23 protein-coding genes and 1 pseudogene are annotated in these 24,005 nt (G+C 62.5%); 12 read left to right on the top strand and 12 right to left on the bottom strand.

What is annotated here, in order from left to right; genetic code table 11:
• Nucleotides 1-159: 159 nt before the first annotated feature.
• Nucleotides 160-1,146: a serine/threonine protein kinase gene (locus tag INR99_RS12250; RefSeq protein WP_194116635.1), complete on the bottom strand. Its 987-nt coding sequence runs from the start codon at nt 1,144-1,146 to the stop codon at nt 160-162.
• Nucleotides 1,147-1,955: 809 nt separating this feature from the next.
• On the opposite strand from INR99_RS12250, the gene INR99_RS12245 reads away from it, so the two are divergent.
• Complete coding sequence (locus INR99_RS12245; RefSeq protein WP_194116634.1) at nt 1,956-3,452, top strand: aminoacyl-histidine dipeptidase; 1,497 nt, start codon at nt 1,956-1,958, stop codon at nt 3,450-3,452.
• A 135-nt stretch (nt 3,453-3,587) separates the two neighbouring features.
• Here INR99_RS12245 and INR99_RS17925 read toward each other — a convergent pair whose 3' ends face one another.
• The 4 genes and pseudogenes from INR99_RS17925 to INR99_RS12230 all read right to left on the bottom strand — a co-directional run bounded on the left by INR99_RS17925 (nt 3,588) and on the right by INR99_RS12230 (nt 6,449).
• Nucleotides 3,588-4,220 carry an adenylate/guanylate cyclase domain-containing protein gene (locus tag INR99_RS17925; protein WP_265588343.1) on the bottom strand — a complete coding sequence of 211 codons (633 nt, stop codon included), beginning with the start codon at nt 4,218-4,220 and terminating at the stop codon, nt 3,588-3,590.
• A pseudogene (locus tag INR99_RS17920) lies at nt 4,215-5,005 on the bottom strand (DUF5939 domain-containing protein); the annotation flags it as partial. The pseudogene INR99_RS17920 and the gene INR99_RS17925, both read right to left, overlap by 6 nt.
• An 80-nt stretch (nt 5,006-5,085) precedes the next feature.
• Nucleotides 5,086-5,403, bottom strand: a complete 318-nt coding sequence (locus INR99_RS12235; RefSeq protein ID WP_194116633.1) for a DMT family transporter — start codon at nt 5,401-5,403, stop codon at nt 5,086-5,088.
• 716 nt (nt 5,404-6,119) lie between these two features.
• Nucleotides 6,120-6,449 (bottom strand): hypothetical protein, encoded by a 330-nt coding sequence (locus tag INR99_RS12230; protein ID WP_194116632.1) that lies wholly within the window; start codon nt 6,447-6,449, stop codon nt 6,120-6,122.
• Between the two features lie 70 nt (nt 6,450-6,519).
• Between INR99_RS12230 and INR99_RS12225 the strand changes: the two genes are divergently transcribed.
• Together INR99_RS12225 and msrB are read left to right on the top strand one after the other, a co-directional pair.
• Nucleotides 6,520-7,326: an alpha/beta hydrolase gene (locus INR99_RS12225; protein WP_194116631.1), complete on the top strand. Its 807-nt coding sequence runs from the start codon at nt 6,520-6,522 to the stop codon at nt 7,324-7,326.
• A 4-nt stretch (nt 7,327-7,330) separates the two neighbouring features.
• On the top strand, nt 7,331-7,735 hold the full coding sequence (gene msrB, locus INR99_RS12220) for a peptide-methionine (R)-S-oxide reductase MsrB (protein ID WP_194116630.1): 405 nt from the start codon (nt 7,331-7,333) through the stop codon (nt 7,733-7,735).
• A gap of 4 nt (nt 7,736-7,739) precedes the next feature.
• Here msrB and putA read toward each other — a convergent pair whose 3' ends face one another.
• From putA to radC, 4 genes are all read right to left on the bottom strand, one after another.
• Nucleotides 7,740-11,210, bottom strand: a complete 3,471-nt coding sequence (gene putA / locus INR99_RS12215; RefSeq protein WP_194116629.1) for a bifunctional proline dehydrogenase/L-glutamate gamma-semialdehyde dehydrogenase PutA — start codon at nt 11,208-11,210, stop codon at nt 7,740-7,742.
• Nucleotides 11,211-11,334: 124 nt separating this feature from the next.
• Nucleotides 11,335-12,540: a branched-chain amino acid ABC transporter substrate-binding protein gene (locus tag INR99_RS12210; protein WP_194116628.1), complete on the bottom strand. Its 1,206-nt coding sequence runs from the start codon at nt 12,538-12,540 to the stop codon at nt 11,335-11,337.
• Between the two features lie 252 nt (nt 12,541-12,792).
• Nucleotides 12,793-13,782, bottom strand: a complete 990-nt coding sequence (locus INR99_RS12205) for an SPM autocatalytic domain-containing protein (protein ID WP_194116627.1) — start codon at nt 13,780-13,782, stop codon at nt 12,793-12,795.
• A 55-nt stretch (nt 13,783-13,837) separates the two neighbouring features.
• Nucleotides 13,838-14,512: a RadC family protein gene (radC, locus tag INR99_RS12200; protein ID WP_194116626.1), complete on the bottom strand. Its 675-nt coding sequence runs from the start codon at nt 14,510-14,512 to the stop codon at nt 13,838-13,840.
• Between the two features lie 69 nt (nt 14,513-14,581).
• Between radC and coaBC the strand changes: the two genes are divergently transcribed.
• The 5 genes from coaBC to INR99_RS12175 are packed head-to-tail and all read left to right on the top strand — an operon-like array spanning nt 14,582 to nt 18,774.
• The gene (gene coaBC, locus INR99_RS12195) at nt 14,582-15,784 is read left to right on the top strand and encodes a bifunctional phosphopantothenoylcysteine decarboxylase/phosphopantothenate--cysteine ligase CoaBC (protein WP_194116625.1); all 1,203 of its coding nucleotides are present in this window, start codon (nt 14,582-14,584) and stop codon (nt 15,782-15,784) included.
• 51 nt (nt 15,785-15,835) lie between these two features.
• Entirely contained in the window at nt 15,836-16,285 is a 450-nt protein-coding gene (gene dut, locus INR99_RS12190) for a dUTP diphosphatase (protein ID WP_194116624.1), read from the top strand.
• Nucleotides 16,286-16,310: 25 nt separating this feature from the next.
• Nucleotides 16,311-17,486: a hypothetical protein gene (locus INR99_RS12185; protein WP_194116623.1), complete on the top strand. Its 1,176-nt coding sequence runs from the start codon at nt 16,311-16,313 to the stop codon at nt 17,484-17,486.
• Nucleotides 17,487-17,517: 31 nt separating this feature from the next.
• On the top strand, nt 17,518-17,766 hold the full coding sequence (locus INR99_RS12180) for a hypothetical protein (protein ID WP_194116622.1): 249 nt from the start codon (nt 17,518-17,520) through the stop codon (nt 17,764-17,766).
• 30 nt (nt 17,767-17,796) lie between these two features.
• Nucleotides 17,797-18,774: an AraC family transcriptional regulator gene (locus INR99_RS12175; RefSeq protein ID WP_194116621.1), complete on the top strand. Its 978-nt coding sequence runs from the start codon at nt 17,797-17,799 to the stop codon at nt 18,772-18,774.
• Between the two features lie 63 nt (nt 18,775-18,837).
• On the opposite strand, the gene INR99_RS12170 is transcribed toward INR99_RS12175, so the two are convergent.
• Nucleotides 18,838-19,539, bottom strand: coding sequence for a peptidoglycan DD-metalloendopeptidase family protein (locus tag INR99_RS12170; RefSeq protein WP_194116620.1), 702 nt, complete (start codon nt 19,537-19,539; stop codon nt 18,838-18,840).
• Between the two features lie 135 nt (nt 19,540-19,674).
• On the opposite strand from INR99_RS12170, the gene INR99_RS12165 reads away from it, so the two are divergent.
• The gene (locus INR99_RS12165; protein ID WP_194116619.1) at nt 19,675-20,553 is read left to right on the top strand and encodes a Tim44 domain-containing protein; all 879 of its coding nucleotides are present in this window, start codon (nt 19,675-19,677) and stop codon (nt 20,551-20,553) included.
• Between the two features lie 112 nt (nt 20,554-20,665).
• On the opposite strand, the gene INR99_RS12160 is transcribed toward INR99_RS12165, so the two are convergent.
• Both INR99_RS12160 and INR99_RS12155 read right to left on the bottom strand, forming a co-directional pair.
• Entirely contained in the window at nt 20,666-21,064 is a 399-nt protein-coding gene (locus tag INR99_RS12160) for a YkgJ family cysteine cluster protein (RefSeq protein WP_194116618.1), read from the bottom strand.
• Between the two features lie 64 nt (nt 21,065-21,128).
• A complete protein-coding gene (locus INR99_RS12155; RefSeq protein ID WP_194116617.1) occupies nt 21,129-21,950 on the bottom strand; it encodes a flagellin N-terminal helical domain-containing protein in 822 nt (273 codons plus the stop codon).
• A gap of 184 nt (nt 21,951-22,134) precedes the next feature.
• Here INR99_RS12155 and INR99_RS12150 point away from each other — a divergent pair, with 184 nt between their 5' ends.
• From INR99_RS12150 to INR99_RS12140, 3 genes are read left to right on the top strand one after another with little or no spacing between them, the layout of a single operon-like run.
• On the top strand, nt 22,135-22,674 hold the full coding sequence (locus INR99_RS12150) for a GNAT family N-acetyltransferase (RefSeq protein WP_194116616.1): 540 nt from the start codon (nt 22,135-22,137) through the stop codon (nt 22,672-22,674).
• A gap of 52 nt (nt 22,675-22,726) precedes the next feature.
• Nucleotides 22,727-23,125 carry a YccF domain-containing protein gene (locus INR99_RS12145; RefSeq protein ID WP_194116615.1) on the top strand — a complete coding sequence of 133 codons (399 nt, stop codon included), beginning with the start codon at nt 22,727-22,729 and terminating at the stop codon, nt 23,123-23,125.
• A 46-nt stretch (nt 23,126-23,171) separates the two neighbouring features.
• Nucleotides 23,172-23,918 (top strand): GntR family transcriptional regulator, encoded by a 747-nt coding sequence (locus tag INR99_RS12140; RefSeq protein WP_194116614.1) that lies wholly within the window; start codon nt 23,172-23,174, stop codon nt 23,916-23,918.
• Nucleotides 23,919-24,005 lie beyond the last annotated feature (87 nt).

Raw genomic sequence — 24,005 nt, 5'->3', positions numbered from 1 at the left:
TGGCCCGGCAGCCTGTCTGCCGGGCTTTTTTTTGGCTGGCCGCGGTGGTTCGCCCGGGTTGCCTCTGCCGCAGCAGGCACGATTAGCTCTGATTTTCATCAGGGTATGTCGTGATGGCTGTTTATTGATAATGATTGGACGTTGATAGGGTTGCGGGTATCAGTAGGTGGCTGACCAGAGCGGTGCTTCGTTCATCCGCTCCAGCTGCTCCTGCAAAGCGCCGATGTGTTCCTGCCAGTAGGCGTGCGTGTTGAACCAGGGGAACGCTGGCGGAAAGGCCGGATCATCCCAGCGGCGGGCCAGCCAGGCGGCGTGGTGAATCATGCGCAGGCTGCGCAGCGCTTCGATCAGGTGCAGTTCGCGCAGATCGAAATCGCGGATCTGCTCGTAGCCGGCCAGCAGGTCGCCGAGCTTCTGGCTCATTTCCTGTCGCTCGCCACCCAGCAGCATCCACAGATCCTGGACCGCCGGCCCCGTGCAGCTGTCGTCCAGATCGACAAAATGCGGTCCGCCGTCGGTCCACAGCAGGTTCCCGGGATGGCAGTCGCCATGCAGGCGCAGGGTTGCGGGCTGGCCGGCTCGCTGCCAGCAGGCGTCGATTGCTGCGAGCGCCGCAGTACTGATGTCGCGATAGGGGCTGACCAGCTCGGGTGGCAACAGCCCGCTGGCCAGAACAGAAGCTTGCGCGGCATCGCCGAAATGTGCGCGATCCAGCGGCAGACGGCACTGGTAGGCGCTGCGGGCACCAACATCATGAATGCGCGCCAGAAAACGCCCCAGCCATTCCAGCACGGCCGGATCGTCGAACTCCGGCGTGCGCCCGCCCTGGCGGCGAAACAGCGCAAAGCGGTAGCCCTCGTAATGAAACAACGTCTGGTGCTGGATCTGCAGCGGCGGCACGGCGGGGATTTCATCTTCGGCCAGCGCCAGGGCGAAGGCGTGTTCTTCCAGTATCGCGGCATCGCTCCAGCGTTCCGGACGGTAGAACTTGGCAATCAGCGGCGGACCCTCTTCCTGTCCGGCCTGGTAAACGCGGTTTTCGAAACTGTTCAGCGGCAGCAGGCGGCCATCGGTGTAGCAGCCGGTGCTGTCGATGGCGGCGAGCACCAGATCGGGGGTGAGGCGGGAGTAGGGATGCGATGTCATCGGCGCAGTTTACCGCGCTGGCCTGCGAATTCCACATCCGCCGTGCACAGTGGTGTGAGTGCCCTGTGGAAAGAGTGTGCAAGTGACTGATCAAAGAAGGTATTTTCTTGTTGCTTGTTTTTTGTGCGCCGCCATGAGTCGCTCACAGGCGAGGTGCACAGCCGTGTGAAGCGCCTGTGGAAAAGCGGGCTAAGTGCCTGGCGGCAAAGCCCTTGGGAGGTGTTGCCTGGTTTTTGTGCAATTCCGAGTGCCAGCAAGTCGGCAGGGGCCGCTGTGCACAGGCATCACCAATGTTCACAGTGGCGGTGTACGGCAGTGTGAGGCGGCTGTGGATAGTAGTTCCAAGCTACTGAACCCAAAGCGCTTCTTGTCACTGCCTGTTTTTTGGTCAAGCCCCAGCGGGTTTGCACAGCCACCGTGCACAGGGATGTGCAGTGCTTGTGGATAAGCTAATGGGGGCCCTGATTCGTAAGGAAAAAACGAAATTGATTAAAATTTGCGCAGGTTTTGGGCGGAAAAATTCATGCACAGGCCGCGTGGACAGTGGTGTGAGGGGCTTGTGGAAAAGCAGGCTAAGTACCCGTTTATCCGGTACTTTTTGGTGATGCCTGTTTTTTGTGCTACGGCTGTCGCCTGTCGCTAAGTTGCTGATCTGTTTGTGATAAAGTGCGCGCCTGTTCTGCGTAGGCCTGCGGCGCCATCGGCAAAGTCCCCGAAACTCTACGGGATTGTGCCAAGCGACAAGCTGTTCGCCCCGGCGCACACTGGCCAGCTACGCTACCCGAATTGTTTGTAAGGTTGTGCCTGAAATGAGTCAATCGCCTCTCGATCTACTGCAGCCTGCCCGTCTGTGGCAGCACTTTGCCACCTTGTGCGACATTCCGCGGCCCTCCAGGCATGAGGCCGTCTTGCGCCGGCATATTGCCGACTGGGCGCGCGGGCGCGGTTTCGGGGTTGAGCAGGATGATTGCGGCAATCTGCTGATCCGCAAGCCGGCGACCCCGGGCATGGAAGATCGTGCGGGCGTCGTGCTGCAAGGGCATCTGGACATGGTGGCGCAGAAGAACGAAGCCACCGCGCACAATTTCCATACCGATCCGATCCGTCCGCGTATCGACGGTGGCTGGGTCTATGCCACCGGCACCACGCTGGGGGCAGACAACGGCATTGGCGTTGCCGCGGCGCTGGCGGTGCTGGAAGACGACGGTATTGCACATGGGCCACTGGAAGTGCTGCTCACCGTCGACGAAGAAGCCGGCATGACCGGTGCGCGCGCCCTGCAGCCTGGCTGGCTGCAGGGCGAGCTGCTCTTCAATCTGGATACCGAAGACTGGGGCGAGTTCTATCTCGGTTGCGCCGGTGGTGTGGATGCCGTGCTTGCACGCAATCTGATCAGCCAGCCCATGCCCTCGGGCTACCAGGCGGCGGAATTCGTCGTGCAAGGGTTGCGTGGCGGGCATTCCGGGGTCGACATCCACCTGGAGCGCGGCAATGCCATCCAGCTGCTGGCTCGTGTGCTGCAGGCGGCGGACGAGCGTTTCGGCGGTCGTCTGGTCGAGCTGCGCGGCGGCACGCTGCGCAACGCGCTGCCGCGTGAAGCGTTTGCCATGCTGGCGGTGCCGGCCTGCGATCTGCCGCTGCTGGCGGCGCTCGCGGACGAATTCACCCGTGTCTTCCGTGCCGAGCTGGCGGGAACCGATGACAAGGTGGAAGTGCTGGTACGGCCAGCTGCGGCCGGTATTGCACTGTCGGCGACGGATTCGCGGCTGGTGCTCAATCTGCTGCAATCGCTGCCGCACGGCATTCGCCGCTGGAGCAAGGCTGTTCCCGGTGTCGTGGAAACCTCGAACAACCTTGGTGTTGTCAAGGTCGAGGCCAAGAAGCTGCACATCGACCTGATGGTGCGCTCGCTCACCGACTCGGGCATGCAGGAGCTAACTGGCAGCATCGCTGCGGTGGCGCGACTGGCCGGTTGCAGTTGCGAGCTGCAAGGCGCCTACCCGGGCTGGGCGCCCAAGCCGGCTTCCCGCGCGCTGGCACTGCTGCAGGATGTTTACCGCAGCCACTACGGTAAGGATGCCGCAGTCAAAGTCATCCATGCCGGGCTGGAATGCGGCCTGATTGGAGCGGCCTACCCGGGGCTGGAGATGGTGTCCTTCGGTCCGACCATCCGCGGCGCGCATTCGCCCGACGAAGGCGTCGAGATTTCCACTGTGGCCAGCTTCTGGGAACTGCTCTGTGCCGCTCTCGCTGCGGTACCGCTGGCACGTGTGGGGGCTACGACTGCTGAAATGGCAGATGCGTAATGTATTGCGTTATATGCTTTGACATATAAGACCTGCAGGATAATACGGCATGGAGTATCAAGGAGTCGGCAGGTCTTTTGTGGTTTGCTGCGGGAAGTTGTGAAGGGGGGCGCGTCCGCTGAGGCTGTGCTGCCTTCAGGGGATTTCGTAGACGGTCATGCAGTCGCTCAGGCCACGCAACGACTGCTGCTGCGCTTGCGGTACCAGTTGTTTGGCATTCAGCAAGCGAAGCACGGCGTCCTGGCGCAACACGGGCTCGGTCACGCAGATGCTTTGTGAATTCGCCAGCGCCTGCACCCTGGCTGCGATGTTGACCGTCTGACCGAAATAATCCAGCCGGTCGTTAAGCGATACGGCCAGACACGACCCCTCATGGATGCCGATCTTGACCAGCAAATCCTCGCGCCCCCGCTCCTCGTTGAGTCGACGCATCGCAGTGCGCATCTGCAGTGCCGCTGCAACGGCCCGCTCCGGTGACGTAAAGGTGGCCATGACCGCATCTCCGATTGTCTTGACGACTGCACCGTGCGCCGCGTTCACTGCTTCGGTCAGCACCCCGAAATGCGCCCGGACCAGATCAAATGCCTGCAGATCCCCGACCCGCTCGTACAGCTCGGTCGAGCCCTTGAGATCGGTAAAGAGAAAGCTCAGGCTGGTCAACTTGAGGCGCTGGTCGACATCCAGTGTGTCACCCCGGTAAATGTCACGGAAAGCTTGATTAGTCAGCAAGCGTGAGGCAGTCAGATAGCGGCGGTGATGGGAAACCATATCCTTGAACACGGGACCGCCGATGTAGATGCCGGGGAGCAGTCGCTGCTTGGTGCGGTTTTCCAGCGTTAGCCGTACCGGGCCCGGCCTGAGTTTGCGCGGCGGCAGCTGCAAATCGTCGCAGGTATATACAATGGACAACTCATGCCTTTGCTCGGGTTGCTCCCCGCGCACGTTCAGATGTTGCGCCGTATGCGTTACCGGCTCGAAAGCCAGCAGATGGTTAGGTTGCAGCACCAGTGAAATCTGGCATTTCTCGCCGGGAGCAAGTTCGACCGTATCAAGGGCAATCTGGCTTGCCAAGTGGTCAAACTGGTCGCCTTCCGGCAGTTTCAGCCCGGAACTCCAGAAAAACTGGCGCAGGTATTCCCAGAATGGCAGTGAATCCGGCTCGTGACCGGCAATGTGCCGAACCCGCCGGTGGACACTGAAGCTGGCCTCGACCATCTCATCCAGTGTCGGCGCGTAGCCGACACTGCAGATTACGCACTGGTATTCGTCCCGGCGCATGGACTTCAGCGAGGCATTGGCACCCAGCACGCCACCGCAGCCGGGGCAAAGCGATTCCACGACAGATCAAACAATCCGGCCCGCACGGCATGCACAAAGCCGGTAATGGCATCCTCCTCATCGACGCCATAGCGGCTGGCAAAATCCAGGACGTTAACCCGGTTGAGTTCCCGATCACTGCCTTCCTGTACCAGCCGTCTTAATGCAGTCGCAAATGCGGGTGTCGTGCTTTGCGCCAGCGACTGGAAACGGGTTTCGACTTCGGCATCAAACATGGCGGCACTCCCGGCTAGCAGCAGATGCCAGTATAGGCACAGCGCACCGGGTGGAGGACCGTGATCAGCCAGGCTGGAGCTCAGCTAACCAGTTTCAACCCGGCTACGCCGGCGACAATCAGCGCCAGACAGGCGATGCGTGCCGCGCCCAGCGGATCACCAAACCAGATGATGCCGCCGATGGTCACGCCAATGGCGCCCAGCCCTGTCCAGATCGCATAGGCGGTGCCGGCGGGAATATCACGCATCGCCCACGACAGCAGGCCCATATTCAGGAAAGACAGCAGCGCCGATCCGGCAATCAGCCAGCGGTTGGGGGACACCTGCACCAGCTTGAGCGACAGAGCCCAGATGATTTCGGTAATGACGGCAAGGGAGAGAACGAGCCAGCCTGACATGAGAGCCTCCAGAAGATCGGGCTCGGTCGGGAGTACTGCCGGAAACCCGCAAGAGGCAGCGGGCAGGATTATCGGCTAGGCAGCGCGTATGCGGCAAGCATGACAGGGGGGAACTATTTACTAGTGCGCTGTACTCTGTCGAACTATCTCGACCCCCAGTGTCATCGGTGGGAATTGATGTCTGATAGCCAGTGTCAAACCAGTCTGTAGAACAAGTTGGATGGCCGAGTCAGCGCCCTCGCCTATGCAGTCCCAAACCTTTACCCCTGTAATCAAAGCAGGGAGCGCATTTTGAAGCTCTTTGCATTGCACCATGTGAATGGAGGCAGGAAGCCCGCCAGCCACGTTGATCACAAGCGCATCCAAAGGACCAGAAAGAGCACCGCATTCGATTCCCAATGCTGGATATCGTTCGTCAGGTAAGAAAACCTCACAAGGCCTAATCTGAATGGACGTAGCCTTCTCAAAGGACAAGTTCACGCCATATGACATGGCGGCAGAGGCCTCGTTAACCCATGCAGAATGTACTTCTTGCAACGGAGTCATCCAGACAGATTCAAGTACAAGCCCCAATAGGGAAGAAGAACTAATCATTCGGCTGACTTTAACTTATTCGATTTTGGGAGCGACCTCAAAACCATGAAAGATAGGTCACAGCTTTCGGGATGACGAGTGAAGGACCTCCGCTGGCCGAATCAGTCATGTGCGAGCGCCAATCAGATCACCCCGTCATCCGGGCTGATGGTGAAGTTGAGCTGGTTGGCGAGGCTGCGGCGCAGGTTCTTGCGCGATAGCAGCTTCTGCTGGGCGGGTGGTGGCAGGTCGGTAAGGCGCAGCTGGTTTTTCTGGATCATCACGTCGATCAGGTCTTCCAGCACGCGGATGAGGCTGATGTCCAGTTCCTGGAATTGCGCGGCGTCGCCGCTTTGGCCGAAGAATTCGGCCAGTTCGCCACTGTGGGCCGGCAGGAATTCGTCGGCGCCCGGCTCCGGCTCGCGGTAGATCGCGGTTATGTCACCCTGGCTGTTGCGGCGTACGTAGGGCATGGGCGTGCTCCTTGCATTCGGCATGTGGTTTCACGATAGTAGCAGTCTCTGATGAAAATGGGACGGCAGGATGGCCGATGAACTGGAATTGCTGCATGTGCCAGCGGCCCGGCCGGGTGATCGCCCGCCGGTGCTGCTGGTGCACGGTGCGTTTGCCGGGGCGTGGTGCTGGGAATCCACGCAGACGGCTCTGGCCGATGCGGGCTGGGACAGCTATGCGCTGAGCCTGTCCGGGCATGGTGGTAGTGCCGGGCGCGAGCAGCTGCATGCGCTGACGCTGGCCGATTATCTGCAGGATATCGAATGGGCGCTGGAGCAGATCGGCCGTGCTCCGGTGCTGGTCGGGCATTCGCTGGGCGGCTATCTGCTGCAGCGGATCGCCGAGCATGTGCGCGTGCCGGGACTGGCGCTGCTGGCCCCGGTGCCACCGTATGGCCTTTCCGGTTCGCTGACCTATATGGCGTCGTGCTATCCGGGCTTGCTGATGTCACTGCAGCGCTTTGCCAGCGGCTTCGACCCCGAGCCCGACCTGGAATTCGTGCGCGAGCTGCTGTTTGCCCCGGATACCGACAGCAGCCATCTGGCCGGCTTCGCCGCACAGGCACAGCCGGAATCGATCCAGGCACTGTCGCAACTGTGGTTGCCGCAGCCGTGGCGGCTGTTTCCCAAGGTGTTCGATCTGCCGGTGCTGGTCGTCGGGGCCGGCAGCGACCGCATTCTGCCGTTTTCCGATATCTGGCTGACCGCGCAATCCTGGGGAACGCGGCCGCAGATGATTCCCGAGGCGGGGCATGCGCTGATGTGCAACAGCCATTTTCCCGAGATGATGAAACTGCTGCTGGACTGGCTGGGCCGGCTGCCGGCATTCAGGGAGTGAAGCAATGAGCGAACGGGATGACAACTGGCGGCGCGAGCTGTCGCCACTGGCCTATCGCGTGACCCGCGAGGCAGGCACCGAGCCACCCTTTTCCGGGGTGCTGTACCGGCATGCGGGGCAGGGAACGTATCACTGCGTCTGCTGTGGCGCCCTGCTGTTTGCCGCCGATACCAAGTTCGATGCCGGCTGCGGCTGGCCGAGCTTCTGGGCCGAGGAGGGCGATGGCCGCATCCGGCGCATTACCGATTACAGCCACGGCATGGTCCGTGTCGAGGTGCGCTGTGCGCAGTGTGATGCACATCTGGGGCACGTGTTCCCGGATGGTCCCGAGCCGACTGGCGAGCGCTACTGCATCAATTCGGTTGCGCTGCAGTTTCGCGGTCATGACGGGGTAACCCTGCAGGATTGAGTGCTCAATCTGGCATTTGCCCGGCTGATTGACCGAGTAGCTCGGTGTTGCCGCCGATGGCTGCGGTATTGATCGTGATGCAGTATTCGTGCCGCAGGCGATGCCAAGGGTAACAGCCGTCGTTGCCAGGGGCAATGACAGGCACCAGATCACGTGCCGTGTGTGCCCACTGGTGCTCGCGAGCCGTATAGTCACTGGTGCTTGCCAGTACCGCCCCCAGATGTTCGGGGTGCGCATCGGCGGTGAGCAGCAGGGCAGGCAGGTGCTGTTGCCAGCGGCGGTGCTGCTCGCAATCGCTGACCAGAGGCTGGTTGCCGGTGGCGAGTGCCGCGCCGATCTGATGCAGCAGCTCCGTGGTGTTGCTGGCGGTGCAGAACAATTTGCCGGCGGGGCGATGGCCGTAGCGGTTGCGCTCGCCGGTACAACCGGGACGATCCGGCAGTGCTTCATCTGCGCCCAGCGCCGGATAGCGAGCGAACAGTGCTCCGAGCTGCTCGCGTTCGGTGAAATCCAGCTCCAGATCCAGCAAGACCTGCAAGCCCTGTGGCGCGTGCCAGCGAGCCTGCGGCATTGGCGGGCTGCCATCCTGCACCAGCTGCCACAGCAGCCACGGGCCGCCGGCCTTGGGGCCGGTGCCGGATCTGCCGGTGCCGCCAAAGGGCTGGCTTTCCACAATCGCGCCGATCTGGTTGCGGTTCACGTAGTAGTTGCCGATATGGCTGGTGGCGATGATGGCGTCGGCCTCGCTGGCCAACCGGGTGGCGATACCCATGGTCAGCCCGTATCCGGACAGGCGCAGCCTGCCCAGCAGCCGGGGGCGATCATCGCGCCGGTAACGAAGCAGGCACAACAGGGGGCCGAAGATCTCGCTGGCAGGCAGATCCGCCTCATTGATTTCCAGCAGCGTGGGCGGTACGAAATAGCCGGTGGCACAATCCAATGGTACGGCCAGCTGGCAGCTGCGCAGGCTGCGTGACAGCAGGGTGCTGATGCAGCCTTCCAGACGCTGGCGGGCGGCTGCATCGATGACCGGACCGACATCGCAATCCAGCCGCCAGGGATCGCCGAGTACCAGCGTCTGCAGGGCCGCACACAGACGCTCCCACAGCAGATCCGCGACATCGTCCTGGACACACAGCAGGCGCAATGCCGAGCAGCGCTGGCCGGCACTGTCGAAGGCCGATTCCATGACCTGGGCAACAACCTGATCGAGATGGGCGCTGCTGTCGACAAACAAGGCGTTGACCCCGCCGGTTTCGGCAATCAGCAGACGTCGGGCCGGACTGGCTGCAAGGGTGCGACGGATGGCTTGCGCGGTGGCCAGCGAACCGGTGAACAGCACGCCGGCGATGCGAGGATCGCTACACAGCGCGGCTCCGGTTTCCCCATCGCCGGGCAGGAGCTGCAGTTGCTCGCGCGGGACCCCGGCCTGATGCAGCAGGTGCACGAGTGTCGTGGCGATCAGCGGCGTTTGCGGTGCCGGTTTGGCCAGCACGCGGTTACCGGTAGCCAGTGCGGCGGCGATCTGTCCGGTCAGGATGGCCAGCGGAAAATTCCACGGGCTGATCACTACCAGTGTTCCCAGCGGGCAGAGCGGGGCATCCGGCCAGTTGCCGCGGGCCTGCAGGGCGTAATAGCGGCAGAAATCGATGGCTTCGCGCCACTCGGCCAGGGCATTGGCCAGCGTCTTGCCGGCCTCCCGGATCAGCAACTGGATCAGCCGGGCTTGTTGTTCCACCAGCAGGTCGGCGGTTTTCTCTAGCCAGCTCGCGGTTTCCGCAGCCTGGCGCGTATTCGGCGGGGTAGCTGCCAGCGCCAGTGCCTGTCCGAGATCCTGTGCACTGCTTATCGTGATGCTTCCAAGGGTATCTGCTTCATCGGCAGGATTGAAGGCGGTTTCGGATTTATACCCTTCAGGGTAACCCTGTGCCAGCAGTGGTGCGGCTGACAGATGGTGGGGGGCATCGTGCTCGCACGCATCCAGCAAGGCCGCCAGTTGCTGCGGCCGGTTCAGATCCAGCATGGCCGCCGTGCGCCGACCGGCAAATAGCCGATCCGGAGCGGGGAGCGATGTGCCAGTGGGCTCATCGGCTTCGCTTTGATGCAGCTGGTGCAGAAATGAGGTATTTGCGCCATTTTCCAGTAGCCGGCGCACCAGATAGGGGAGCAGGCTGGCCTGTTCGCCCACTGGCGCGTACAGGCGGCAGGGAACGGGGATGTCGTGCTGCGGCAGCAGGCGGTACAGCGTTTCGCCCATGCCGAACAGTGCCTGGAATTCGTAGTCCTGCAGCGGATCGGCATGCTGGCGGATCATGGCGATGGTGTGCGCATTGTGCGTGGCGAATTGCGGGTAGATCCAGTCCTGGGCCTGCAGCAGACGCAGCGCACAGAATTCGTAGCACAGATCGGTATGAGCCTTGCGGGTAAAGACCGGATAGCCCGGCAGCGCCAGTTGCTGGGCACGCTTGATCTCGCTGTCCCAGTACGCGCCTTTCACCAGACGCAGCATCAGTGGAGTTCCCCGTCGGTGTGCGAGCTGGATGACCCAGTCGATTACGCCCGGTGCGCGGGTCTGGTAGGCCTGCACCGCCAGCCCCAGCCCATCCCAGTGCTGCAGGGCGGGCGAGAGTGCCAGTTTTTCGAACAGCTCCAGCGACAGCAGCAAGCGCTCGCTTTCTTCGGCGTCGATGGTCAGTCCGATGTCGGCGTCGCGAGCCTGTGTGGCCAGCTCCAGCAAGCGTGGCAGCAGCTCGGCAAAGACCTCATCGCGCTGCAGGGGGTGGTAACGGGGGTGCAATGCCGACAGCTTGACCGAAATGCCGGGGCCCATGCGTGCGCCGCTGCCGTTGGCTGCCGTGCCGACAGCCGCGATGGCATCGCGGTAGCTGGCGAAGTAACGGTCGGCATCGGCATAACCGAGTGCGGCTTCGCCCAGCATGTCGAAGGAATACAGAAAATCGTTCTTGCGTCGCAGCAGCGCGGTATGGATGTCTTCAGCAATCACGAATTGCTCGCCCAGCTGCTCGATGGCCAGCTTCAGCGCCGGGCGTACCAGCGTTTCGCCGGCGCTGCTTGCGGACCAGTCGCGGGCATGCTGCAGGGCCCAGCTGGCCAGTCGAACCAGCCAGGGGCTGTTGCTGCCCTTGCGCCCCCGCCAGTTGGACTGCTGCAGTTTTTCGCGGATCAGCAGATCCTGCGTGTGCTGGTCGGGAATGCGTGGCAGAGCTTCAGTGAGTTCGAGCAGTGCCCGGCCTTCGGGACTGCTGAGCGGAAACTCGGCCAGCAGCGCATCGATGCCGCCGGCGTGCCGTCTTGCCTTGCCAAGCTCACTGGTCAGGGTATTGCCGAGAATGCGGCGTTCTTCAATGCTTTCAGGGCTATGGGTTGGCAGGTTTTGCTGCAGGTAGCGCACCAGAGTGGCTTCATCCTGCTGCAGATAGCGTTCGAGATCGGCAAGCTTGGAGTGCGACGGCATGATGGCGGCATGGTGCAGTGCGAAACGATGGTTTCAACTTAGCAGCTGCCGCCACTTTCGGCTGCCCGCAGATAAAAAAACAGGGTGGCGTAAGCCACCCTGTTGCTGCGGAGCCAGTCGGGGGTTACTTGGCCGCCGGCTTGCCGCCAACCACTTCCAGTACTTCCCACTTGCCACCCTTGGCCTGGTAGACGGTGATCGCACCATCCTTCAGGTCACCCTTTTCGTCAAAGGCGATCTTGCCGGTCAGGCCGGTGTAGTCGGTTTTGGCCATTTCCGGCAGATACTTGGCCGGATCAGCCGAACCGGCACGCTTCATCGCTTCAACCAGCACCATCAGGGCGTCGTAGGAGTTCGGTGCATACAGCTGCACATCCACATTGAACTTGGCCTTGAACTTGGTGAAGAAATCCTGGGCGCCTTGCAGCTGTTCCTTCGGCTGGCCAGGCTGGCTGGTGATGGTGCCTTCGGCATCGTTGCCGGCCAGCTTCAGGAATTCACCGGTGGACAGGCCGTCCGGACCGAGCAGCTGGGCATTCACGCCGAGCTTGGTCATCTGCTTCTTCAGCGGGGCGCCCTGGGCATCCATGCCGCCGAAGAACACCAGTTCCGGCTTGGCCGATTTCACGTTGGTCAGGATGGAGCTGAAATCGGTTTCCTGCGCGCTGGTGAATTCGCGCTTCACGACTTCGGCGCCGGCGGCCTTGGCGGCCTTCTCGAATTCGTCTGCCAGGCCCTGGCCGTAGGCGGTGCGGTCATCGATGATCGCAACCTTCTTCACTTTCAGCTTCTCGACGGCGTAGCTGCCGAGCACCTTGCCCTGGGCGGCATCGTTGGCAATCATGCGGAAGGTCGTCTTGAAGCCCTGATTGGTAAACGGAATCGCGGTCGATGACGGGGTCAGCTGCGGAATGCCGGCTTCGGAATAGATCTTGGATGCCGGGATGGTCGCCCCCGAGGTCACGTGGCCGACCACACCGGCCACCTTGGCGTCCACCAGACGCTGGGCCACGGCCGTGGCGGTCTTGGGATCGGCCTGGTCATCTTCGGCCACGATTTCGATCTTGTACTTCTTGCCTGCCAGTTCCAGACCGCCGGCTGCATTGATGTCGTCCGCAGCCATGCGCACGCCGTATTCGGTGTCCTTGCCGATGTGGGCCAGCGGGCCGGTCAGCGGGCCGGCCACACCGATCTTGATCACTTCAGCGCCGGCAGCGGGGCTGCTGGCGGCGGCTTCGGATGCGGCGTTCTGGGCTGCATCCTGCTTCTGGCAGGCGGTGAGGGCGAGGGCGGTGGCAGCGGCCATCAGGCTGTAGCGGGCAATCGTCATGATCTATCCTTGGTGCGCGAATTCGATGCGGAATCTAATTGTGTGCCGGGTGCGCGAAGAGGCCTTCGGCCGCCGGTCATGGGCGGATATTGGGGGTTGTGATTCGCGCAGCGGTATTGGGGCTTTCCTGTAATGACCATTACAGTTGGCCGTTAATGCGGCTGGCACAGTTCGGATCTGGGCGAACTGTTATGCTGCCTTGTGCCGTTCAGCCGCGCGTTGCCCGTGCTGGTCCTGCGCAACGCCCCCGCTTCAGACCGAGAGGTCGATCTGCTGCAAGGTGCCCGAGCTGCCGTTCTCGCGCAGGAAAACGCCGGTGCTGCGCACCAGCCCCAGTTCGGTATTGGTGGCCGTGGTCAGGCTGAAATCTCCCTTTACCCGGCCCAGATACAGGGCGCCAATGCCCAGATCGGCCAGTGACAGCAGCTGCTCCTGGCCTTTGTTGTCTTTCAGCCACACTCGGAGGCGGGTGAAGGTCTGGTCCCCCGCATCGATCCAGCCGTTGCCATCGTCGTCGAACCGCGCCAGATCGGCGAAGCCGTCACCGCTTTGCGTGCCAAACAATTCGCGCCCGTCGTTGATCCTGCCGTCGCCGTTGCGATCCAGCGCCAGATACGCGCTGCCCGCATTGAGCGTGGCCACGCGTTCCTGCTGGCCGTCGCCATCCAGATCGAAGCGCATCGTGTCATTGCTCAGGCTGGCAGCCGTTCCCGCGTAATTGAGCACCAGCGGGTCTTTCTTCGGTCGCGCCAGGCTGCCGGTAGCAAGGCGCAGCGCGCTTTCTTCCTGATAGCTGCGGGCCAGTGTCAGTTCACTGCTGAAACTGATTTCCTGCCCGTCGGCGGTGCGAACCACTCCCGCTGCGGCGAATTGCAGGGTTTCCGCTTCGCTGAAGCGGTACTGGTAGTTGATTTCGCTGCCGCCTTCGTTGTCTGGCGCAGCAGCTGGTGCTGGGGAGGCGCCTGCAGCCTGTGCATCGACCGGTTGGGCCAGCCGAATTTCCACCCCCAGCATCGCCTCCAGCAGCGATTTGATCAGCTGCATGCGCGGGTCGAGCTGTTCCTCGTCCCGGGCCGCGCCGCTGGCGGCGACGGCCTGCTTGCCAGCCGGTGAGAGTGTGACGTCCTCGCGTGGCGGGGCGGGCGGGCGGGGGCGCTCGATGCGCACGGTCAGGGATTCCTGCTGCTCGCGCTGGTATTGGCGCGCTGCGGTCATGGCAACGCTGCTGTCGGTGATGCGCATGATGGCGCTCCGCTGGCGTATCGATAAGACCTTATCGGCCCCGCGCTACCCGGACTTAGAGCTGCCCCTGCTCGGCCAGCGATTCGATCCGATGGGCGGCAACGATGAAATGATCCAGCAGGCGGATTTCCACCAGCTCCAGCGCCGCCAGCAGCTGGCGGGTGAGCGCCAGGTCGGCGGCGGAGGCGTGCGCCTGGCCGGACGGGTGGTTGTGCGCGACGATGACCGCGGCAGCGTTGTGCGCCAGTGCGCGCTTGACCACTTCGCGCGGGTAGACGCGCGTTTCTGCCAGACTGCCCTTGAACAGCAGCTCGGCCGCCAGCAGGCGGTGCTGCTGGTCCAGAAAAAGCGCATGGAATTCCTCATGCGGCAGGCCGCGCAGGCGCAGCCCCAGCAGCGCGCGCACACGCTCGGGACTGGTAAGCGCATCACGTTCGCTCAGCTCCTCGTGCAGCGCGCGGCGTGCCATTTCAAGCACCGCCTGCAGCTGCGCGAATTTGGCCACACCCATGCCATGAATCTGGCACAGTTCGTTGGCTGGGGCGGCAAACAAGGCCTGCAGGCTGCCGAAGTGACGCAGTAGCTGGCGCGCCAGATCGACGGCCGAGTAACCGGTGACACCGACGCGCAGGAAAATCGCCAGTAGCTCGGCATCGCTCAGCACGGCCGCTCCGTGTTGTAGCAACTTTTCGCGGGGGCGATCTTCCGCGGGCCAGTCGGTGATGGACATGCGTGTTCTGCTCCCGCTTGCGTTACACTACCTCATTGCTATAGCAGTGCTTACAGGTGCAGTCAAAATATGTCGAAACGCATCGTTCTGGGCATTACCGGCGGCATCGCCGCCTACAAGAGCGCCGAGCTTACCCGTCTCCTGGTCAAGGCCGGCTTTGAGGTGCAGGTGGTGATGACCGAATCGGCCATCCAATTCGTGACGCCTGCGACCTTCCAGGCGCTGTCGGGCAATCCGGTGCATACCTCGCTGTTCAGTAACAGCCAGGCGAATTCGATGGCGCACATCAATCTGACCCGCGAAGCCGATTTGCTGCTGGTCGCCCCTGCGTCGGCCAATTTCATCGCGCGCGTGGCCAATGGCCTGGCCGACGATCTGCTGACCACGCTGGCTGCCGCGCGCACCTGCCCGCTGCTGGTCGCGCCAGCGATGAACAGGCAAATGTGGGATAACCCGCCCAATCTGCGCAATATCGAGCAGCTGAAGGAAGATGGCGCGTTGATTCTCGGACCGGCGTCCGGCAGCCAGGCCTGCGGCGAAGTCGGCATGGGCCGCATGCTGGAGCCTGAAGCACTGCTCGACGAAGTCGAGGCCTTCTTTCAGCCCAAGCTGCTGGCCGGCAAACGTGTGCTCATCACCGCCGGGCCGACCTTCGAGCGCATCGATGCCGTGCGCGGCATCACCAATACCAGCTCGGGGAAAATGGGCTTCGCGATTGCCCGTGCCGCAGCCGAAGCCGGTGCGATGGTCACGCTGGTTGCGGGCGACACGCCGCTGGCCACGCCGCGCGGCTGCGAACGCATCAATGTGAAATCGGCGCAGGACATGCTGGCCGTGGTCGAGCCGCGCGTTGTCGCCTGCGACCTCTTCATCAGCGTCGCTGCGGTGGCGGATTACTACGTGCTCAACCAGAGCGAACACAAGATCAAGAAAGACGCGCACATCCTTACTCTGGAGCTGGCGCCGAACCCGGATATTCTGGCCAGCGTGGCCTGTGCGGCGAATCCGCCGTTTTGCGTCGGTTTCGCCGCCGAATCGGAGAATCTGCTCGAGTACGGCGAGGCCAAGCGCAAGCGCAAGCAGCTGCCCCTGCTGGTGGCCAATCTGGTGCAGACCGCGATGGGCGCGGATGACAACGAGGTCATCCTGATGGATGACGACGGGCAGCATCGCCTGCCGCGCGCGCCGAAGATGGACATTGCCCGGCGCCTGATCGGCCACATCGCCCGCCTGTATCCGCGCTGGCAGCAACAGCGCAACTCCAATACCTGACTAGGTAATGGCGTTTAAGCATTAAAGATAATTGATTACGGAGATATACCCATGGCAACGCTCGATGTGAAAATCCTCGATGAACGTCTGAAAGACAATCTGCCGGCCTATGCCACGCCGGGCTCGGCCGGTCTCGACCTGCGCGCCTGCCTTGAAGCGCCGCTGGAGCTGGCCGCCGGCGCGACCACGCTGGTGCCGACCGGGATGGCGATTCATCTCGCCGACCCCGGTCTGGCCGCGATGATCCTGCCGCGTTCTGGGCTGGGCCACAAGCACGGCATCGTGCTGGGCAATCTGGTCGGCCTGATCGATTCCGACTATCAGGGCCAACTGTTTGTTTCGGTATGGAACCGCGGGCAGGCCAGCTTCACCATCCAGCCCATGGAACGCATCGCGCAGCTGATCGTCGTGCCGGTGGTGCAGGTCGAGTTCAATGTGGTGGACGAATTTGCTGATTCCGACCGTGGCGAGGGCGGTTTTGGCAGTACCGGCAAGCACTAAGTCGGCCAAGAGGGCAATCTCTGCCATGCTTGAGCACATCGCTGACACAGCCAGTCCGGATGAAGAGCTTGCTGGGCTGTTTGCCCATTACTCCGGGCCTGGAGAGGTGGAGCGCTTGCTGGCCGCTGCGCACGCTCAGGTTGTGAGCTGGCGCTGGGCGACGGAATCCATGAGTTTCGCTGCCCCGTTCGCCCGTGAATTGTACGGAGCGGCGCCCGCACGCTGGTTGGCCGACGACAAGGCCAAACCGGAAAAGCATGTCCGCCACGGGCTGGATGCTGCCGGCCGCATTCTGATCGAGTTTTCGCAGAACGGGCACCGCCTGCAAGCCAGCCTGCACACACCTCAGTGCTGCGTTCGGCTCGATTGCGGCGAGGGGGACCGGCTGGCTTCGATTGATATGTCCCGTTATGACGCAGGTCGATTGCTGGAGTATGCGGTGCACTTTCGCAGTCACGGGTTCACGACACGCTATGTCTATCAGGGAGAGCGCCTGCAATGCACGGTGACGCGCAACTGGACGGCAGGTGAACCGCACTGGGATTGCCGTGAGCTATACAGCTATGACGCCGCCGGCCAACTGGCAAGAATCGATCTGCAATATCTGGACGCGGCTGGAGAGGTCAAGCCCGCCACTGAGCGCCTGCTCTATCTGGCCTTGCCCAGGGGCGAAACGCTGAAATCGATTGAAGCGCGCGTGCAGAACTTGCTGCTGGCGGCTTTGCAGGACGCGCTTGCGCGACTGCCGCGCGACGAGCCGCTGTATTGTCTGCTGCTGTGTTACACCAGTGGGGATGTGACCGCCACCTGGCCGCCGTTTCTGGTCTGCGGGCGCGAATCCTACCGTCAGAACATTCTGGCAGCAGGAGAAGACGTCAGTTATTACCTGTGGGCACCTGACGAAATAACTGCGGAAGTGGCTGGCTGTGACTACTGGCTTGACGAACCGGCACTGAAAGAGACCTGCCTGCTGCATGCCCAGCTGATGCAGTTGAAGCAAAGTGATGCGTCCGCGCTGCGGGTGCTCAAGCAGGTGATGACGCCACTGGAAGAGATGGTCAGGGCGGCGGGGCTGAAGCTGGCGGATGATTTTGTGGTGGCCTATGCCGACAACACCGGAGCGGTCGATCCGCTGTCAGCGATCAAAGCCCGGCTACCTGCCGAGCATTGGGCGACACTGAAACAACGCGGCTGTGTGTGATTTCTCGCCCTCAGTGGTAAAAGGAGTGACCATGCAAGAGCAGGATGTGGTGGTATCAACGGCCGTGCACGCTGAGCTGGCGAAGGGCAACAAGATTGCCGCCATCAAGCGGCTGCGCACTGAGCAGGGCTTGGGATTGCAAGAGGCCAAGGAGCAGATTGAGCGCTATCTGGTTCGGCATCCGGGTCTGATGCCGCCCACGCAGCCAATCAGTAATCAAGGCCTGCTGATGCTGTTGGCAATCCTGATCGTGGCCGTCTTGATCTATTCCTCGCTCTGAATCTGCAACGTCAGGGGGGGGCATTTTCCAATGAATGATTCCCTGTTTCGCCGCGAGTACACCGCGCGCTTCAACCGCGTGCTTGATCACATCGACCATCATCTGGCCGAGGAACTGCGGCTGGAGACGCTGGCCGGGCTGGCGCTGTTTTCACCGTTTCACTTTCACCGCCTGTTTCTGGCCTGGCAGGGGGAGACGCTGGCAGACTATATCCGCCGCCGCCGGCTGGAAATTGCCGGGATGCGCCTGGTGATGCAGGCGGACAAGCCGGTGCTGACGATTGCGCTGGATTGCGGCTTTGGCTCGGGCGAGAGTTTTGCGCGGGCCTTTCGCCAGCAATTCGGCTGCTCGCCGAGTGCCTGGCGCAAGGAAGGCTACGCGGCACAGCGCAAGTCGCGGCATGGCAATAGCAAGTTTGGTCAGGTCGATCGCAAGCTGGATCAGGACATCGCGGCAGGGTACGGAGATGATGGTGGCATGACTGCGGCGCCGTCGCTGCAGCGGTTTGAGGAGACCATCATGAGCTTTGACCGATACGCTATCAGCATTGAAACCCTGACCTCGGTGCGCATTGCCTACCTGCGCCGCACCGGCCCCTATGGCGGGCCGGGTATCTGGGAACTCTGGCAGCGCTTCAACCAGTGGTGCGGCGCGCACGGCCTGCACGGCGGGCGGGCGATGTACGGCATCAGTCTGGATGACCCGACCATCACCGCACCCGAGCAGTGCCGCTACGATGCCGCGGTGGCCGTTGATGCGGATTTCACGGTTGGTGGCGAAGCGGCCGTGCGCGAACTGCCGGGCGGGCGCTATGCGCTGTATGAATTCTTCGGACTTCCCGAGGAATGCGGCGACATGTGGATGACCCTGTTCCGCGAGTGGTTGCCTGACAGTGGCTTCCAGCTGGATGATCGCCCCTGTTTCGAAATCTACCTGCCACGGCACGGCTTCGAGGCGGAAACGCGCCGCTTCGGCTGCCAGATTGCCATTCCGGTACGGCCTCTCTGATTGTGTGCAAGGTATGGTCTTGAAGCCTTTGCTGGTATTGGGCTTTAGCCCTATACGCCAAGTCTAGCGTTCCGGTAGCCAGGGGAGCGGGTCGACCGCCTTGCCGTCACGGCGGACTTCAAAGTGGATCATTATCCGATCGGTTCCCGTGCTGCCGGCCTGGGCGATGGTCTGGCCGGCTTCGACCTGCTGCCCTTCCTTGACCAGCAATTTCGCATTGTGCGCGTAGGTGGTCAGCAGGCCGTTGCTGTGTTTGATGATCAGCAGCAGGCCATAGCTGCGGATGCCGTCGCCGGTGTAAACCACCTTGCCGGCGGCAGCGGCCTTGACCGGGCTGCCACTCGTCGCGGCGATGCCGATGCCCTTGCGGCGCTGGCCGTCATAGCGATACAGCAGTGCGCCGTCACCCGGCCAGAGCAGAATGGGGGTGGCCGCGGGCGAGCTGCTTGGCGTTGGCGTCGGTGTTGGACGCGGGGTGGTGTTTGCGCTGCCGGAGCTGGGGCGACTACCGTCCGGTGGGCTCACGCGCAGCAGCTGACCGACTTCGATGGCGTCGGCCGATTTCAGCCCGTTCCAGCGCACCAGATTGCTTACTGACTGGCGGTTGGCACGGGCAATCCGGTAGAGCGTGTCACCCGCCTTCACCCGGTAGTGTCCAGCCGGCGTCGGCCCGGTGACTGGCGCGGGCGTGCTGCTGCAGGCAACCAGCAGGGTGGCCAGCAGCAGCGATAGAAGAGGGCGCAGGGATCTGGAAAGCGTGAGCATGCCGTCATTCTAAGGGGATCTGCCTGTTTGCTGCGTGTCAGTTTTCACCATTTGCCGTCTCTGGAACCTTTTGCACAGCCACTGGTCTATCGGTCCGTGTGGCCATGTCGGCCCTGCTTTGAGGATATCTCGCGCATGAAACGTATTCTGATTGCCCTGTTTGCAGTCGTCCTGTCGTTCGGGTTGCTGGCACCCGAAGCCGAAGCCAAGCGCGTCGGTGGTGGCAAGAATTCCGGCATCCAGCGTCAGGCGCCGGCACAACAGCAGGCCGCTCCCGCGCCGGCGCCGGGCAAGACAGCCCCTGGCGCCGTCGCCCAGCCGAAAAAGAACTCCTGGATGGGCCCGCTGGCTGGTCTGGCGGCTGGCCTCGGTCTGGCTGCACTGTTCTCCTCGCTGGGGATCGGTGAGGGCATGGGCAGCTTCATCCTGATGCTGCTGGCCGGCATGGCCATCTTCATGGTGATTCGCTGGATCATGAGTCGCCGCAGTGCCCCGGCCCAGGCCAGCCCCTACGCTGCCGCAGGTCATGCTCCTGCCTGGCAGGCCGCTCAGCCCGCTGCTCAGCCGGGGACGGTGCCTGCCCAGTTCAGCAATGCCGGTTTTGGTGCTGCCGCTGTGGCCGCTGCCCCGGTGCTGTCCCTGCCCGCTGGTTTCGATGCCGAGGCCTTTGCCCGGGAAGCCCGGCTAACCTTCATCCGCATGCAGGCGGCCAATGACAGCGGTGATCTGAACGATCTGCGCCAGTTCACCTCGCCGGAAATGTTTGCCGAAATCAAGCTGCAACTGGCCGAGCGCGGCAATGCAGCTCAGCAGACCGATGTGGTGAATATTGATGCTGCGCTGGTGGATTTTGCCGTGGAAGGGAATCGCCAGATTGCCAGCGTGCGTTTCAACGGCCTGATCCGCGAGGAGACCGGTGGTGTGGCGCAGCCGTTTGACGAGCTGTGGCATTTCACCCAGTGGCGCGATAGCGGCCAGCAATGGGTGGTGGCAGGTATCCAGCAATTGTCCTGATGCTGCTTGGGACAATCAGCAAAACGGGAAGCCTTGGCTTCCCGTTTTTATTGGGTATTGCTTTGCATGCCTTGCTGTTGATGGCTTGTGCGGCAATACCCAAACGGGCCGTTCAGGGCTTGCTGCGGTAGGCACAGTAGCCCGGGCGCGGGCCGATTTTGGGATGGTTGCGACAGGTGTTGGGGCGCAACTCGTAAATCGTGCAGCGCCGGGTCTCATTATCCAGATAGCGGCAATCGCCGTTGGCCATGCGGGCCAGCGTGAAAATGCTCTGCTTGAAGTTGAAATGCTCGATCACGCCAGCCTTTTCGAGTCGCTTCGCGATGTTTTTCGGGGCATCGTGCTCGGCTTCAAAGGGATCAACCACGCCCATGCGCACCAGATCGGGCAGCTTGACTTCGGCCGGCATGGTGCAGCAGGTCGCCTGGCAGTCATTGCACAGGCTGCTGCGGTATTTCACCCAGGTGTCCAGACGTTCCAGAGTGGCCAGGTAGATCAGTTTTTGCGCCATGCTCTCAGCCGCAATACCAAAAGCGCAGGATTATACCTGCGCTTTTGGTGTAAACCCTTGCCGCTTAGCGCAGCAGGCTCAGTACCTGTGCCGGTTGGGCGTTGGCCTGCACCTGTATGGCATTGGCCGCTTGCTGGCGGATCTGCTCTTGTGCCAGCCGGGAGGTCGCCGCCGCATAATCCGTGTCGCCGATGCGACTCTTGCTGGCGGCCTGATTGATGGCCGTGGTCTGCAGATTGCCGATGCCGGCCTCGATACGGCTTTGCACGGCACCAAGATTGCTGCGCTGCTCACTCAGGCGCTGCAGGTCACCATCCAGCTCGTCGATGCTGGCGCTGGCCGCGGCAGGGCTGGAGAGGTCAACCCGCCCGCGGGTGCTGGCAAGCCCCTGGCTGCCCGAGAGATTGTCGGTGTTGATCGTGAGCCGGTCACCAGTGTTGGGGCCGCTTTGCAGGGTGAAGCTGTTGCCCTGCAGCAAGGGCTGGCCGTTGAACTGGCTGTTGCGCACGATGTCGTCATTGGCCTGGCTGAGCTGGTCGGCTTCGGCCTGCAGTGCCTGACGGTCACTGGCCGAGAGCGTGCTGTTGCCGGCGGCGACCGAGAGCTCGCGCAGTCGCTGGGTATTGTCCGAAATGCCGGACAGAGCCCCTTCGGCAGTCTGGCTGAGCGAGATGCCGTCATTCAGATTGCGCACGGCCTGGTTATTGCCGGCGATCTGCGCGGCAAACTGCTCGATGATGGCGCTGGCGGCGGGATCGTCGGCAGCGCTGTTGACGCGCTTGCCGGAGGCCAGCGCGCTGAGTGTCTTGTTCTGGGCAATGCCGGCGGTATCGCCGAAACGCTGGGTGGCCAGGGACAGAGTGTTACTGCCGATGCTGCTGATCATGATGCACCTCCGCGTTTGCAGGTGACTGATTCCATTGATAATACTCCGCATTTTTCTTGCGGCGCCAGCAAGCTGACCGCCCCGCAGACAGGCGGTTCATGCCGCCTGTCGGAAGGCCGCCGTGCCGGCTGGCCAAGGCCGATTTTGCAGCTACGATGCACGCATCGGAGTTAGGGGAGCGCCAATGACCCACGCCATTCTTCATCCCGAACGCAGTTGTGACCGGGAAGCTGTCGAAGCCCTGCTGCAGGCTGCGCTGAACGAATCGCTCCCCTGGCCGGCCAGTGTGCTGCCGCAATTGCTGGCGCTGCGCGTGGCGGGCCAGCTCAGTATTGTGCGGGTGGCCACGGTATCGGGCAGCTTGGCCGGCTATATCGCCTTTACGCCAGTCAGTGCCGATACGGCTCAGGAGCAGTGGCATTTGCTGCAGGCGCTGGTCGTCGCGCCAGCAGTACGGCAGCTCGGCATCGGCTCGGCGCTGATGCGCTGCGCCTGCTCCGCGCTCGCCCACCAGGGGGCTTCGGGTTGTCTGGTGCTGGGGGGCAGTCCCTGGTTCACCGCCCAGGGCTTTCAGCCCTTGTCGGGCAAGAATGTGCTGCCCGAGGCGCGCGAGCATCTGCTGCTGGCGCGTTCGCTGGGGCAACCGGATGCGGTTCCGCCCGAGCGTCTGCAACTCCCTTGGGCATGTTCACCACGCACACTCATTACCGCCGCCATGCATTAAGCTGGCTGTCAGCGTGGTATGCTGGCCGGTCAATTTGATCGAGGACTGGTCCATGCGTCTGCTGCTGAATGTACTGTGGTTTGTGCTGGGAGGCTTGCCACTGGCGCTGGGCTGGTGGCTGGCCGGCCTGCTGTGTTTCATTTCGCTTGTCGGCATTCCCTGGGGGCGCGCCTGTTTCGTGATCGGCGGTTTTGCGCTGTGGCCTTTCGGACGCGAGGCGGTCAGCCGGCGTGAGCTCACAGGCCGTGATGACATCGGCACCGGCAGCCTTGGCACCATCGGCAATATCCTCTGGTGTCTGCTGGCGGGCCTCTGGCTGGCCTTGGGGCACCTGTTTGCTGCGGTCGGCCTGTTCTGCACGCTGATCGGCATTCCATTCGCCCTGCAGCACCTCAAGCTGGCGGGAATTGCACTGGCGCCGATCGGCAAGACCATCATCACGCGAGCCTGAGCGCGGATGCTCTATAGTGACGAAGTAGCCTTGCACGGTGCCCGTCATGACCTTATCCGATACCGCACTCAGTTTGCCTGACCTGCCCGCCGGCCAAGCCGGCAAGCCGGCGGAAATCCGCTTCTTCCTGTATCTGAAGCAGCTGGTGGTTTCCGGTCACTGGCAGGGGGACGATATCCTGCCTTCGCCGGAAGAGTTGGCCAGGCTTGCCGGGCTGCCGCTGCCCACCGTGCAGGTGGCATTCAATCTGCTGGCACAGGAATGCTGGATTGTGCGGCGCGAGTGGGGTGGCTACCAGATCACGCCCAAAATCAACCAGCCCATCAGCCGGGCGTCCGGTTTTTCCGAGCTGATCCGGGAGCGCGGGTTCACGCCGAATTCGGTCTGGCTGCGACGCGAGCTGGCTGAACCCAGTCGTGAGGAGCAGTGGCGGCTTGATCTGGATGAGGGCGAGCGTGTCGCGCGGCTCGAGCGCATCCGCCTCGCCAATGACATTGCCATCGGCTACGAATGCAGCAGCATTCCGGCGAGCTTGCTGCCGTATCCCGAGCAAGTCGAGCATTCCTTGTACGACTGGATGCAAAAGCACCAGCTGGTGATTGTGCGGGCCAGCGAGGAAGTCGGTGCAGAAACCTGCAATCCGGCGATGGCGATTCAGTGCGGGCTGACCAGCGGGCAGGCCATGCTGCGGCTGACGCGGATTTCCTATCTGGCCGACGGGCGCCCGGTCGAGCTTACGCACTCCTATTTCCGCAGCGACTATTACCACTACCAGGTCGAACTGGCGGGCTGACGCCGCAATTGCCACCAGGTTGCCGCAAGCCGGAACAACAGGGTTCGCACGGAGGCGTCTGCCGTTCGCCAGGGGTGACAGCGCCGG

Origin of the sequence: Chitinilyticum piscinae, from assembly GCF_015223195.1 — a bacterium.
In the GTDB taxonomy this organism is placed as follows: Bacteria; Pseudomonadota; Gammaproteobacteria; order Burkholderiales; family Chitinibacteraceae; genus Chitinilyticum; species Chitinilyticum piscinae.
This window is presented reverse-complemented; position numbering and strand designations above follow the sequence as displayed.